This is a genomic window from Chitinophaga terrae (ex Kim and Jung 2007) (assembly GCF_900107795.1).
In the GTDB taxonomy this organism is placed as follows: domain Bacteria; phylum Bacteroidota; class Bacteroidia; order Chitinophagales; family Chitinophagaceae; genus Chitinophaga; species Chitinophaga terrae.
The window spans coordinates 1-14,194 of sequence record NZ_FNRL01000008.1 but is presented as its reverse complement, the minus strand read 5'-3'; the positions used below and the strand labels follow the sequence as shown (position 1 = coordinate 14,194).

Genomic DNA, 14,194 nt, shown 5'->3' with positions numbered 1-14,194 from the left:
TTAGCCCGAATGGCTCGGGCAGATTAGCGAAAATGTAAGTGGTCTATGCCTCATATATCTTCGCTAATCTTTTTTAGTCCTGTGGGTTTATTCTTCACTAAAAAAGTAAGGCTTTGATACTGTTGCAATACATCCAGGAAGTGTTATTTAAGCAGCGTGTTTGTGTAGTACCTCATTTAGGCACGTTTATGATCCAGCACTTCCCGGCGTTTTATAATACGAATACCCAAACGCTGACCCCTCCCCGTGATCAGATCATGTTCACCCAACACTGGCAGGATGATGGCGCCTGTGTAGAATGGATCGCCCTGAAAGAAAATCTTGTACCGGCTGTTGCCCAACGGAAGCTGGAAAAATATATAGAAGAGTTAAAAGAAGAGCTTAAATCAGCGACGCCGCTTTCCATACCTGGCGTAGGTAAATTATTGGGCGATTTTGCCGGCAATGTTCATTTTTACCCCGAAGAGCTGCCAGCAGAATTCGATTCTTTGGATATTGCCCCTATCGAAAGGGAAAGTGAGAAACCTTTTGCCCCAGCTTCGTCTATTGATCATACTCCTCCTCCAACAGTTGATAAAACTGCCCTGGAACCAATTATGACGGAAGAAGTGGAAAATGACCTGGAGTTAGTAGAAGAAGAAAGCGGGTTCAAATGGTGGTGGGCTGCTGTTCCGGCTATCATCATTATCGGGGGCCTGGCTGCCTGGTATTATGTAACTTACCAGTATAAGCCTGTAGCTACAACGGAAACAACGATAGAAGATACCCCGGCGCAACAACAGGTAGCCGCTGCTGATACTACGGCACAAACACCGGCAGATACGGTGCAGGCGCCTGCCAGGTACCTTGCCGTTATTAAAACATTTGACGATAGCGCCAAAGCGGCCAGCTACCAGGCTAAGCAAAAAGCCTGGGGATACCCTATGGTGTTATATAAACGGGATAGTTTATACGTTACTGCAATAGAACTGTTGCCCGACGCCGATACCACACATGTACTGGATTCGCTCAGGAAACATTTCCTGACTCCTGTACACCTGGATAAACAATGATCAGGATTTCATTTCGGCGGCTATGATCTCCAGTCCTTCTGCGAAAGTATGAGGTTTATAACCCAGTTCATTAGCGGCTTTGCTGATCACCAGTCCTGTTCTGGCAGGACGTGCAGCTGGCTGGGCCAGGGTTTTGGAGCTTATTTTTTCTACCAGGGAAGTGTCCAGATTAAAGAATGCAGCTATCTGAACTGCCATATCGTAGGGGGTCAGTGTTTCTTCTCCTGAGATATTGAATACTCCTGTAGTTTTTTTATCAGCGATCAACAAACATCCTTTTGCGAGGTCCTGGCATAAAGTGGGAGTACGCCACTGATCATCCACTACTTTTATTTTCTTGCCTTCCTGCAGGTTATTTTTTACCCAGCTGATCATGTTGCTGCGTTTAGGATCGTGTACAACGCCATAAACCAGCACCGTACGTACGATGGCCCATTGCAGTTTACTGTTCATGACCAGGCGTTCGGCGGCAGCTTTACTGGTGCCGTAATAATTGATGGGATTTACCAGGGCGTCTTCTGTATAAGGTCCCTGCAGGCCGTCGAATACGAAATCGGTAGATAAAAAGATGAAGAAGGCGTTGCAGCTTTCGGCCGCGTGAACGAGGTAGCGTGTAGCCCCTACGTTAGTATCCCAGCAGGCGTCCTTATTCTTTTCACATTCATCGACCTGCGACATAGCCCCGCTGTGAATGATCACATCCGGTTTGTGCTTGTCTACCAGTTGGTTAACGCTGCTGGCATTCCTGAGGTTAGCTTCTTCATATATGTAATTGCCCTTATGGGGAAAACGATTTGCTCCTCTGCCGGTGGCGATCACTTCGTACTGCCCATCTTGCAGAAAAAGCGGGATCAGATGCTGTCCCAATAATCCGTTACTGCCTGTTATAAGTACCTTCTTCATATAAAACGCTATCTCTAAAGATAAGAAAAAAATAAGGGGATTCATGGACAAAAGGTTTTTTTTAGTTGGCGCCCTTTGTCCATGCTCCCCTATCTGCTTTTGGGCGCATTATTTCACCTTCATACCAAGGTTGTACATGGTGAATGCCCAGGTATCAGCAACTTCTTCTATCTTCTTGCTGGTTGGCTTGCCTGCGCCATGGCCGGCCTGCGACTCGATCCTGATCAGTACCGGGTTTGGACCCGCATTATCTGCCTGCAGCGTTGCTGCAAATTTGAACGAATGTGCAGGAACAACCCTGTCGTCATGATCGGCAGTGGTGACCATGGTAGCAGGATAGGCAGTACCGGGTTTTAAATTATGGAGAGGAGAGTATTTCAGCAGGTATTTAAACTGCTCTGCGTCATCACTGCTTCCATATTCCGTTGCCCATGCCCAGCCAATGGTGAATTTCTGGAATCTCAACATATCCATCACTCCTACTGCCGGCAAGGCCACTTTAAAGAGTTCAGGGCGTTGGGTCATGCAGGCGCCTACCAGCAGGCCGCCATTAGAACCGCCCTGGATGGCGATCCTCGTCGGGTTGGTATATTTGGCAGATATGAGGTATTCGGCCGCTCCTATAAAGTCGTCGAATACATTCTGTTTCTTTTCCATCATTCCCGCTTTATGCCAGGCTTCTCCATATTCGCTGCCTCCGCGCAGGGATACTACAGCGTATATCCCTCCCTGTTCCATAAAGTAAAGGTTGGATACGCTGAAAGCCGGTGTAATGGCAATATTGAATCCGCCGTAGCCATATAACAGCACCGGGTTATCCCCATTTAAACGGATACCTTTTTTATATGACAGGAAAACAGGCACCCGGGTACCATCTTTACTTGTAAAGAATACCTGTTTTGTTTCGAATTTGGAAGGGTCGAATTTTACAGCCGCCTTGTCATACACGGTCGACTGGCCTGTTTTAATATCATATTTATATACCGTGGTAGGCGTTACAAAAGATGTAAAGGTGTAGAAGAATTCATTTTCATCTTTTTTGGAGCCAAAGCCACTGGCCGAACCAATGCCCGGCAGTCGCAGCTCATGTTCCAGCTTTCCTTTGTAATCATATTGATACACTTTCGAGGAAGCATCGGCCAGGTATGACAAAAAGAGTTTACCGCCCCCGGTTCCTACCCCTTCCAATGCTTCTTTCTTTTCAGGAACCAGCACTTTCCAGTTAGCTTCCTCAGGATGTTTCGGGTCAATGGCCACTATCTTATAATTAGGGGCATTGTGGTTGGTGCGAACAAGGAGTGTAGACCCGTCGTTGTCTATTACATCCGGTTCGTACTCGAAGCCTTTGATCAGCAGGGCAAAATCTTTTTGGTTGGGATCTTCCATATCACGGTACCAGATCTCGCGGCCGGAAGTTCCTTCTGTAAGGCCCAGGACCAGGAAACGTTCGTCTTCCGTTACGCTGATACCTCCCATACGGAGAGGATGTGCATCATCTTTATATACCAGTACATCTTTTTCCTGCGGGTCGCCAACCTGGTGATAGTAAACTTTCTGGAATTCGTTTTTCCTGGAAAGCTTGCTTTTTTCTTCAGGTTTGTCGTACCTGGAATAATAAAATCCATTTCCTCTCCAGGAAAGGCCGCTGAATTTGATCCAATCCAACTTATCCGGCAATAATTGTTTGGTTGCAACGTCCATTACGTATCCTTCCTGCCAGTCGGAGCCGGCTTTGGCGACCAGGTAAGCGAAATATTTCCCGTCTTTGGAGAAAGACATGGCTCCCAGGGCTACTGTACCGTCGGCCGATAGCTTATTTGGATCCAGGAATACTTCCGGGGTACCGTTCAGCGTGGCAGAGCGGTAGAGAACAGACTGGTTCTGGAGTCCATCGTTCTTAAAAAAATAATAATAGTCGCCGTGTTTGGATGGGGCGCCATTTTTAGGATAATTCCACAGTTCTTCCAGTCTTTTTTTGATCTGGGCGCGGAACGGAATTTTAGAGAGGTATTCCTGGGTAACTTTATTCTGAGCGATCACCCATTCTTTGGTAGCTTCGCTGTTATCGTCTTCCAGCCAGCGATAAGGGTCTGCGATCGCAGTTCCGTGATAATTATCTACGGTATCCACTTTTTTGGTTTCGGGATACACTATAGGCTGTTGTTGAGCGAATGCTTGTCCTCCTATCAGGCTCATACTCATAAAGATCCACCTCCTATTAATTAATTTTAACATGCATAATATTTTTTAAAAAATTTCCCTACTTTGTTTGATGGAAATTGAAAGTTTGGGTTATTTCATCAGATAATAGTTAGAAAACAATTGCAAAATGTTATTTTTGTGCGCCTTTAAGATATTTTTTTAGCAATTTATATGAAAAAAATGAAGAACATTGCAGTCCTTACATCAGGAGGAGATGCTCCTGGCATGAACGCCGCAGTTCGTGCTGTTGTAAGAACGGGCATTTATCATCAGCTCAATGTGTTTGGCATTATGTACGGCTATCGGGGGATGTTAAAGAACGAGATCTTTCCGATGGAATCCAAATCAGTAGCCAACATCATTCAGCGCGGAGGCACCATATTGAAGACCGCCCGGTGCAAAGAGTTCTATGAATATGAAGGGCGAAAATTAGCTTATGAGAACCTGAAAAAACACAACATTGACGGTGTGGTGGTGATCGGAGGGGATGGTTCGTTCAATGGTGCACAGAAATTCAGCCAGGAATTTGACATTCCTTGTATAGGCTTGCCTGGGACTATTGACAAGGACATTGCAGGAACGGATTACACGATCGGATTTGATACAGCAGTGAATACTGCGATCGAAGCGATTGACAAGATCCGCGACACTGCAGATGCACATGACCGCCTGTTTGTAATTGAGGTAATGGGCCGCGACGCCGGTTACATCGCATTACACAGCGGCATTGCCACCGGAGCAGAGCACATTTTGATGCCTGAGCGTAAAACAGAATTAAACGAAATCGTTGAAGAACTTCAAGCCAACGAACGTCGCAAAAAATTAGTAAACCTCATCGTAGTGGCGGAAGGCGACGAAAATGGCGGCGCTAACGAAGTTGGACGTATTATTAAAGAAAGATGCCCGCAACTGGATACAAGGGTATGTATCCTTGGTCACATCCAAAGAGGCGGCGCTCCATCCTGCACTGATCGCATTTTAGCCAGCCGAATGGGCTATGCCGCTGTAGATGCTCTCCTCGAAGGTATTCACAACGTAATGATCGGCGTGGTTAACGACAAAATCCATTACACTCCTCTTGATAAAGCTGTTAAAGCTAAACAAGAAATTGACCCCGAGTGGTTTAAGATTGTTAAAATTCTTGCGAGTTAAAAATTAGACTTATGAGTACAAAGGATCTATCGAAATATTATCACAAGCAGATGGACAACGCTGCTGGCAGAGAGCATTCATCCCACAAAACAAAGATTGTGGCAACTGTTGGACCAGCATGTGATACCTATGAAGGACTACTGGCATTGGTAAAAGCCGGTGTTAACGTATTCCGCCTCAACTTTTCTCACGGATCACACGAAGACAAACTCCGTATTATTGAATACATCCGTCAGATCAATAAAACCGAACCTTATAACGTAGCTATTCTGGCCGATCTTCAAGGCCCTAAACTCCGTGTAGGTGAAATCGAAAATAATGCACTCCCTCTGAAAAGAGGCGATATACTGACCTTTGTTAATCAGAAATTAGTAGGGAACATGGAAAGGATCTATGTTTCTTACCCGGATCTGTACAAAGACCTGAGACCAGGACAAAAAATCCTGCTGGATGATGGTAAAATTGAAACAGTAGTAAGAGAGATCACCGACAATGGCGAAATCAAAGCTGAAGTAACTTTACCAGGAGTACTGTCTTCCAAAAAAGGCTTTAACCTCCCGGATACTAAAATATCCCTCCCTGCCCTGACAGAAAAAGATATTACAGACCTGGAATTCATTATCGACCAGGAATGCGACTGGGTTGCCCTTTCCTTTGTTCGTAGCGTAAAAGACCTGACAGATCTACGTAAACGTTTACAGGCCCGCAACTCAAAAATGAAGGTGATCTCTAAAATTGAGAAACCTGAAGCTATTCAAAACCTGAAAGAAATCATCTGGGAAAGCGATGGCGTAATGATTGCCCGTGGAGACCTCGGGGTAGAATTACCTGTTGAACAGATCCCGATGATCCAGAAAGATATTATCCGTAAATGTATTCACCGTGCGAAACCTGTGATTGTGGCAACACAAATGATGGAAAGCATGATCGATCGTACCCGTCCTAACCGTAGCGAAATCACTGACGTAGCTAACGCGGTACTGGAAGGCGCCGATGCAGTAATGCTGAGCGGTGAAACAGCAACCGGTCAATTCCCTGAGCTGGTTATTCAAACTATGAACAAGATCATCCAGGAAGTTGAAAAAGAAGCGATCATCTACAATCGTAACCTGATCCCTCACCGTCACTCTCCTACCTTCCTGAGCGATGCATTGTGCTACAACGCTTGTAAGATAGCGGAAGACCTGGATGCCGATGCATTAATTGGTATGACCCAAAGCGGTTACACCGGTTTCATGCTCAGTAGTTATCGTCCACGCAGCCCATTATATGTATTTACCAAAGAAAGAACCCTGGTAAACCAACTTAGCCTGAGCTGGGGCGTTCGCGCTTTCTATTATGAAGAAGAAGAAAGCCTCGACGATATCATCTTCGACCAAATCAGCATTCTTAAAGAAAGAGGCTTTATCAAGCCAGGAGATGTTTGTGTTAACACAGGCAGCACTCCGGTGAAAGATCATCTGCCTACCAATACTTTAAAGATCACAAAGGTAGATTAATCTGATCCTTACCATTTTATCATAACAAAGGGCTGACGCAGGTCAGCCCTTTTTATTAACATTGTTGCTACGCTGCAACCGGTTTTTTATAAGTACTCAGGTAAATTACCAGCGCCATCGTGATCAACGCCAGCCCGGCAATACAAACGCCCGTCCACTGATCAACCGACCAAACCCATAGCCCGATACCTGAACCCAGGGATGTTCCAATAAAGCTCGCCGTCATGAAAACGGTGTTCAACCTGTTACGGGCTTCCGGCATCATAGTGTAGATCCTTGTCTGGTTAGACACGTGAATACCCTGCAACCCAAGGTCAATGGCAATAATACCCACTATAATCCCAATGATATTTGCCCTGAAAATATAGAACAGGATATAACCGGCGAATAAGAAGATGATCCCGTAACCGATCGCAATGCGCGGATTCTTTTTGTCGGCCACCCTGCCGATCAGTGGCGCGCCCAACGCTCCTGCCGCTGCTGCCAGTCCCATTAACCCGATTTGCTCGCTGGTATAATGAAAAGGCGCATCCGACAGCAAAAACACAACCGTTGTCCAAAACATACCAAACATGGCGAAGCAACAGGCGTTGATGGCGGAAGCTTCCCTCAGCATCGGCTGTTCTTTGATCAAAGTGATGAGAGATCCCATCAGGTCGGAATAACTGCCCTGGAAATTAGGTTTGCTGGATGGAAATGATACGGTCATGATGCCGGCCAGCAAGCCGCTGATCCCTGCTGCAATCCAGAACATTGCTCTCCAGCCAAGATGATGGCCAACCACGCCGCTCAGGGTGCGTGACAAAAGGATGCCAACCAGTAATCCGCTCATAATGGTACCTATAACCCTTCCCCGGCTGGCCGGATCGGATAAATGAGCCGCCATCGGAAGGATCAGCTGAGGAACAACGGAAGTAAAACCGATCAGCAGACCAGTAAATTTCAGCATGGCCATATTTTTTGCCAGCGCCGCCCCTACCAGGGAAATGGCTGCCGCGAGGGTCATCCCGATGATCTGCTTTTTACGTTCCAGCTTGTCGCCTAACGGTACACAAAACAGGAGGCCCAAAGCATAACCTACCTGAGTAAAAAAGGTAACCTGACCTGCATTACTTTCTGATACACGAAATTCCTGGCTGATCAGCACGGTTAAAGGCTGGCTGTAATAAATGTTAGCCACGATCAAACCCGTACAGAGAGCCATAATAATAATATTCCATCTACTGAGCCCCATACAATTAGGTGATTTAGGAGGGCAAAGATAGTGATTAGGTACCGGAGTTGGCTTTAATCAGAAAACGGTAAATTTGTAATCCGATGATGACTATTCACTAACAGCGCAAGCTAAAAAGCCCACAGTCATGTTTACAAGCATTAATCCATTTACACAGGAGACCATCGCGGTATACACAGCGCATACCCCACAGGAAACAGAGCAGAAACTGGAATTAGGTTACCGGGCATATCGTCAGCAATTGCAGATCCCTTTAACGCAACGAAGAGAATGGATGATGCAGATAGCAGAATCCTTAAGAAAAGATGTAGATGAGCATGCAGCCTTAATTACCAGTGAAATGGGTAAACCGCTCAGGGAATCGCGGGCCGAGGTATTAAAATGTGCGACAACAGCAGAATACTATGCAGAGAACATTGAATCTATGCTGGCTCCCAGGCCGATAAAGTCTGACGCTTATAAAAGTTATGTATCATATGAACCGAAAGGGATCATCCTTGCCATTATGCCCTGGAACTTCCCTTACTGGCAGGTTTTCAGGTTTGCGATTCCCAATATCCTGGCAGGAAATACAGGATTATTGAAACATGCCAGCAACGTAAGCGGCTGCGCATTGGCTATAGAGAAATTATTCATGGAAAGCGGTTTCCCTGAAGGAAGTTTCCAATCGTTGCTCGTATCCTCGAAAGACCTGGAACCGGTGTTTGCTGATTCGAGGGTACAGGGCGTTACCCTTACCGGAAGTACGCCTGCCGGCAGAAGTGTTGCCGCCCTGGCAGGAAAATATATTAAGAAAACTGTATTGGAGCTGGGCGGAAGCGATCCATTCATTGTCCTGAAGGATGCAGACCTGGAAGCAGCAGCTAAAACCGCTGTACAAGGTCGTATGCAAAATGCCGGGCAGTCGTGTATCGCCGCCAAGCGCTGGATCGTTGAAAAAGAGGTTGCGCCTGCGTTTACAGCTGAAGTTAAGCGGATCATCGAAGGATTAAAACAGGGCGATCCTACCGACGAAGCGACCAATATCGGTCCTATGGCGCGGTTAGACCTGGCAGAAGAACTGGCCAGCCAACTCCAGGCCAGCATTAGCGAGGGCGCAGAAGTACTTGTGGGCGGTTATCACGAAGGTTGTAACTTTGCTCCTACCCTGTTAAGGAATGTAACCGTTTCTACCACTGCCTTTAAAGAAGAAACATTTGGCCCTATAGCGGTGATTGTTGAAGCTGACAATGAAGACGCAGCAATTGCGCTGGCCAATGAAACGAATTTCGGGCTGGGCGCCGCTTTGTGGACCAGCGACCTGGACAAAGCTGCCAGGCTGGCGAAACAAATAGAAAGCGGTAATGTGTTTATTAACGCAATGGTGAGATCTGACGCCCGTTTACCGTTTGGGGGAATTAAAGAATCAGGATATGGCAGGGAATTGTCGCTGGAAGGCACCCATGAATTCCTGAATATAAAGACCGTTTATATACAACAATAATATTTGCGGATGTTTAATGTTGGAATTTTGCCGACATATACGGAAATTGAGGCACTTTTTTAGAAAAGTTGCCTGGTTACAACATTAAACATCCGTAAATAACTAAACACGCAGAATGACCACTTCTCTGAAACGCGAACGCTACACTCCCTATATCACTTTCACCCGTAAGGAATGGGCTGAAAGAAGCGGCGACGCCATGCTGCAACTGCACGACTATGATCTGGAGCCATTACATGGGATGAATGAACCGCTTACTAAAGAAGAAATTCAACAGGTTTATCTTCCACTGGCTCAATTGCTGAATTTATATGTAACATCTTCGCAGCAGCTTCACAATGCTACCAGTAAATTTCTCAGCAGTCATGAGAGCAAAGTGCCATATATTATCGGTATCGCCGGAAGCGTGGCTGTAGGAAAAAGTACTACTGCCAGGGTATTGCAGCGACTCCTGCAGGGATGGTCTAATCATCCGAAAGTAGACCTGGTAACGACAGATGGATTTCTTTACCCGAACAAGGTATTGGAAGCCAACAACCTGATGAACAGGAAAGGGTTCCCGGAAAGTTATGATATTAAAAGGCTGATACATTTTTTAGCGGATGTTAAATCCGGTAAAGAAAAAGTAGCGGCGCCGTTATACTCGCACCTGGAATACGATGTGCTGCCAGGACAATTACAGTGGATTGAACGGCCTGATATTGTTATAGTTGAAGGAGTTAACGTTTTGCAGGTAAGGCCCAGGCAGCAGCAAAAAGATCCGGCCGTATATGTCTCCGATTTCTTTGATTTCAGTATCTATGTAGATGCTGCGGAGAAAGACATTCGTAAATGGTATATTTCCCGATTTGAAACCCTGCGGAAAACGGCTTTCCAAAGCCCGGATTCATTCTTTCACCGATATGCCCATCTTTCAGATACTGCGACAGTTGAATTAGCTACGCAGATCTGGGAGGATATCAACAAACCTAACCTGGAACAAAACATTGCACCTACTAAGTTCCGTTCAAGCCTGATCCTGGAAAAAGGACATCATCATTTTGTACAGTCTATCCAGTTAAGGAAAATATAAGTGTTGTAGGACCAACGGTTATTTAAAATAAATTTTCAGTAAAAATACATCAAAGATTAATAACAGGTAAAACGATTGTAAATAAAGGCTTTACAATCGTTTTTGATTTTTTGGTAATGATGTAAAAAGCAGAAAAAAGCGAGGTTAGGCAAAAGTAAGGTTACTAAAACGTTACTTTTAAATATTCGAAACAATCGATATAAAACACTGTATTTCAGCTTTCTGCATAGTTTTTCATATTGTTCAGTAGCTCACATAGGTTTAATTTTATCATTAAGAATTGTGAGTATGGAAACGACAAAAAAATCAACGTTTAAGGTTCTTTTCTACCTTAAAAAGAATGCCCCGAAGAAGAACGGGAAAGTTACGGTTATGTGCAGAATTACCATAAACGGTAATCAGTCTGCATTCAGTACCAAGCTGGATATTTCTGCATCAAATTGGGATTTGAAGTACGGCAGGGTTTTAGGAAAAAGCCGAGAAGCCCAAGATGTGAACGGCAAGCTTGATAAAATCCGTTTGGGCATTGAGGAATGCTATTCCAAAATTCTGAAGAACGAGGGGGCTGTAAACAGTACTAAACTTAAAAATGCCTTCCTCGGTATGGAAAGCGGAGAAATGACCTTTTTCAAGTTCTATGAACAGTTTCTTTCCGACTATGAGAAAAAGGTCAATAGCGGGCTTCGGGTAAATGGAACACGAAGTAAGTATAAAACACTATTAGGACATCTTCGCAATTTTGTACTTACAAAATACGGTTACTCCGATGTGTCTTTTAACGACCTTACTCCTGATTTTGTACAGTACTTTGATTACTACCTACGTGATGACCAAAGCTTGACACATAACACGATTTGGCTGTATATGATTGGCTTTACCACACTTTGCCGATTGGCAATGAGCAGAAAGCATCTTGCTTAGATATTCCCAAAATGATTATTGAGAAATATGCAGGATTATCAAAGGACGACAAGATATTTCCCGTACCATCAAACACCGTCTGCAATGATAGCTTGAAACGAATATCACAACAGATTGAATGCCTGAAAGAAAAGAAAGTAACCTTTCATTTGGCACGCCATACCTTTGCCACTTTGTTTTTGAGCGAGGGTGTTCCGTTGGAAAGTTTGAGCAAAATGTTAGGACATAAAAACATTGCTACTACTCAGATTTACGCCAAGATACTTAATGAGAAAGTCGGAAAAGATATGCAAAAAGTATCGCACAAGTTTAAGGGTTTGGAACGCTCTTTTGTGGCTCAACTCTAAAGCCAATAAAGTGATTAAAAAAAGCCAATACCGTTTTTGTATTGGTTTTTTTGTACTTTAGCTTCTTCAAAAATATGAATTTTACGAACCTCAATCTATTGAAATCTAAATAAAAAATGAGTAATAGCACAAATAATATCCAAATACAGTTTAATTATTTGGATGTGGAGAATTGTTTTAAAAATTTTTATGTCGTTCCTGATTATCAAAGAGAGTACGTCTGGACAGAAGTACAAATCAATCAACTTTTAGATGACATTTACGAAGAATTTGATTTTAATCCTAATAAAGAATATTTTATAGGAAGTACAGTTGTTTTTAAAAATAATGATGGCTTTTACGAATTGATTGATGGACAACAAAGAACAACTTCTATCTTCTTAATAATTTGCGCTTTTAAGAAAATTTATCGAGAACGAGAAATCGATACAGACACAATTGAGAGAATGATTAAAGACAAAACAGTCAATGCATTAGGAGATAGTGTTGATTGCTATAAACTCGAACTGCAATATAAAGACAGTTCAAATATTCTTTCAAAAATTGCTAATAATTTAGAAAGACCTGAAAATTTAACAGGTTCAGCAGAAAGACTTTATAATGCGTATGAAAATGTAATCTCATTTCTAAAAAACAGATTTAAGGAAGATGAAGACCCAGTAAAGCTAAAAAAGTTCTTTGTTTATATTTTTAGAAAACTGAAATTTATCCAAATTGAAACACCAGAAATAAACGACGCTTTAAAAATATTTGAAACAATTAATGAAAGAGGAGTTGGATTAAATCCTATGGATTTATTGAAAAACCTTTTATTCAGGCAAGTTAATAGAAATGATTTCAATTCATTAAAAGATAAATGGAAAACGCTGATTAAGCTTTTGGAAAAGAATAATGAAAAACCTTTGCGTTTTCTTCGTTATTTCATAATGTCCAATTATAAGGTAAATAATCAGCGAGGAGAAGAAATTATCCGAGAGGAGGAAATTTATAAATGGTTTATAAGACCTGAAAATGTTGCTCAATGCAACTATGAAAAAGAGCCTTTTGAGTTTGTTGAACTTCTTTTGGAAAATGCAACTTGTTATATTAATTTCTTTAAAGGACTAAACAAGGACGGTAGTAAAAATGTCTATTTAGACAATATTTCCAAACTTGGAGGAGGAGCTTTTAAACAACATTTGATATTGCTTTTAGCGGGAAGAAATTTACCACAAGATTTGTTTAATCATTTTGCAAAGCAGATAGAAACTTTGGTTTTTTATTACTTCATTACAAAAGAGCCAACAAAAGAGTTTGAAAGAAACTTTTCAAAATGGGCTAAATCTGTATTAAGAATTAAAAGCAGGGAAGAATTGAATAATTTCGTAAAAGAAAATATTCAACCTGTAATCACATCGAAAGAAAACGAATACAAATTATACTTTACAGAAACTCGTCAGAATAACCTGCAACAATACAGAATTAGATATATTTTAGCAAAAATTGCACAATATTTAGACCAAGAAAGATTAGGCTCGTACATTCCACAAGTTTTAGATAACTATATTACCAAAGGAGTTGAAATTGAGCATATTTTACCTTTTAATCCAACAGAAAGTCTTCGTAATGAAATTGGCGAGGAATACGATGATTTAAAAATCAGATTAGGAAATTTGACTTTGCTTGAAAAAACGATGAATATTGTGGTTGGTAACGACTTCTTTTCAAAAAAAGTTATTGAATATTCTAAATCGCCATTTTATATTTCCAAATCAATAGCAGGATTAGATACGATTGGAATAAATTCATCTGTTACAAGGTTAAATCTAAAATTAAGGTCTTACGAATATTGGAATAAAGAAACGATAATTGATAGACAAAATTTGTTATACGAACTTTCAAAAGATATTTGGAAAATAGAGATATAGACCTTTTATAAAACACCACAGCCCACCGCTTTAAGCAGTGGGCTGTTTTTTAGGGTATTCTTTCAATCGGCTAACGCTGATAGTTATCTTCCAACACCTTGCAAATATCGCTTTCACGAAAAAGGATTTTCCGTTCGAGCTTGATAAAAGGTATCAGTCCGTCATTCCTGTACTGTTGCAACGTCCGTTTGCTGATATGCAACATCTCGCAAACCTGTTCGTCTGACAGGTAGATTTCCCCTTTTAAGAGTGGATGAAAATATTCCCTGATATACAGCAGTTCATTTTTGATGCCTACCACAGCTTCGAGCAAAGCAAGCATATCCTTGTCTATAACGGAGGTCAATGGGCCAGTTAATTCGGTTTTATTTGCCAATTATTTCGGAGGTCACTGGGCCAAAAAATCTCCTGAATTTCGGAGG

General features: G+C 42.6%; 12 protein-coding genes. 8 read left to right on the top strand and 4 right to left on the bottom strand.

Features of this window, described 5'->3' with window-relative positions; translation table 11 throughout:
• The first annotated feature begins 113 nt into the window (after positions 1 to 113).
• On the top strand, positions 114 to 1,052 hold the full coding sequence (locus BLV62_RS10255; protein ID WP_139170068.1) for an HU domain-containing protein: 939 nt from the start codon (positions 114 to 116) through the stop codon (positions 1,050 to 1,052).
• On the opposite strand, the gene BLV62_RS10250 is transcribed toward BLV62_RS10255, so the two are convergent.
• Both BLV62_RS10250 and BLV62_RS10245 read right to left on the bottom strand, forming a co-directional pair.
• Complete coding sequence (locus BLV62_RS10250; RefSeq protein ID WP_089761655.1) at positions 1,053 to 1,955, bottom strand: SDR family oxidoreductase; 903 nt, start codon at positions 1,953 to 1,955, stop codon at positions 1,053 to 1,055.
• A gap of 108 nt (positions 1,956 to 2,063) precedes the next feature.
• Positions 2,064 to 4,190: a prolyl oligopeptidase family serine peptidase gene (locus BLV62_RS10245; RefSeq protein ID WP_089761311.1), complete on the bottom strand. Its 2,127-nt coding sequence runs from the start codon at positions 4,188 to 4,190 to the stop codon at positions 2,064 to 2,066.
• 147 nt (positions 4,191 to 4,337) lie between these two features.
• On the opposite strand from BLV62_RS10245, the gene pfkA reads away from it, so the two are divergent.
• Entirely contained in the window at positions 4,338 to 5,309 is a 972-nt protein-coding gene (gene pfkA, locus BLV62_RS10240) for a 6-phosphofructokinase (RefSeq protein WP_258522421.1), read from the top strand.
• Positions 5,310 to 5,320: 11 nt separating this feature from the next.
• Positions 5,321 to 6,808 carry a pyruvate kinase gene (gene pyk / locus BLV62_RS10235; protein ID WP_089761308.1) on the top strand — a complete coding sequence of 496 codons (1,488 nt, stop codon included), beginning with the start codon at positions 5,321 to 5,323 and terminating at the stop codon, positions 6,806 to 6,808.
• 67 nt (positions 6,809 to 6,875) lie between these two features.
• On the opposite strand, the gene BLV62_RS10230 is transcribed toward pyk, so the two are convergent.
• A complete protein-coding gene (locus BLV62_RS10230; protein WP_089761306.1) occupies positions 6,876 to 8,042 on the bottom strand; it encodes an MFS transporter in 1,167 nt (388 codons plus the stop codon).
• A gap of 127 nt (positions 8,043 to 8,169) precedes the next feature.
• On the opposite strand from BLV62_RS10230, the gene BLV62_RS10225 reads away from it, so the two are divergent.
• The 5 genes from BLV62_RS10225 (at position 8,170) to BLV62_RS10210 (ending at position 13,772) form a co-directional block, all read left to right on the top strand.
• Positions 8,170 to 9,525, top strand: a complete 1,356-nt coding sequence (locus tag BLV62_RS10225) for an NAD-dependent succinate-semialdehyde dehydrogenase (RefSeq protein ID WP_089761304.1) — start codon at positions 8,170 to 8,172, stop codon at positions 9,523 to 9,525.
• A 115-nt stretch (positions 9,526 to 9,640) separates the two neighbouring features.
• Positions 9,641 to 10,597: a type I pantothenate kinase gene (gene coaA / locus BLV62_RS10220; protein ID WP_089761302.1), complete on the top strand. Its 957-nt coding sequence runs from the start codon at positions 9,641 to 9,643 to the stop codon at positions 10,595 to 10,597.
• 288 nt (positions 10,598 to 10,885) lie between these two features.
• Positions 10,886 to 11,518: a phage integrase SAM-like domain and Arm DNA-binding domain-containing protein gene (locus tag BLV62_RS28800; protein WP_225889557.1), complete on the top strand. Its 633-nt coding sequence runs from the start codon at positions 10,886 to 10,888 to the stop codon at positions 11,516 to 11,518.
• 11 nt (positions 11,519 to 11,529) lie between these two features.
• Entirely contained in the window at positions 11,530 to 11,865 is a 336-nt protein-coding gene (locus BLV62_RS28795) for a tyrosine-type recombinase/integrase (protein WP_258522420.1), read from the top strand.
• A gap of 116 nt (positions 11,866 to 11,981) precedes the next feature.
• On the top strand, positions 11,982 to 13,772 hold the full coding sequence (locus tag BLV62_RS10210; protein ID WP_089761300.1) for a DUF262 domain-containing protein: 1,791 nt from the start codon (positions 11,982 to 11,984) through the stop codon (positions 13,770 to 13,772).
• Positions 13,773 to 13,842: 70 nt separating this feature from the next.
• On the opposite strand, the gene BLV62_RS10205 is transcribed toward BLV62_RS10210, so the two are convergent.
• Positions 13,843 to 14,094, bottom strand: a complete 252-nt coding sequence (locus BLV62_RS10205) for a helix-turn-helix domain-containing protein (protein ID WP_089761654.1) — start codon at positions 14,092 to 14,094, stop codon at positions 13,843 to 13,845.
• Positions 14,095 to 14,194: the final 100 nt, after the last annotated feature.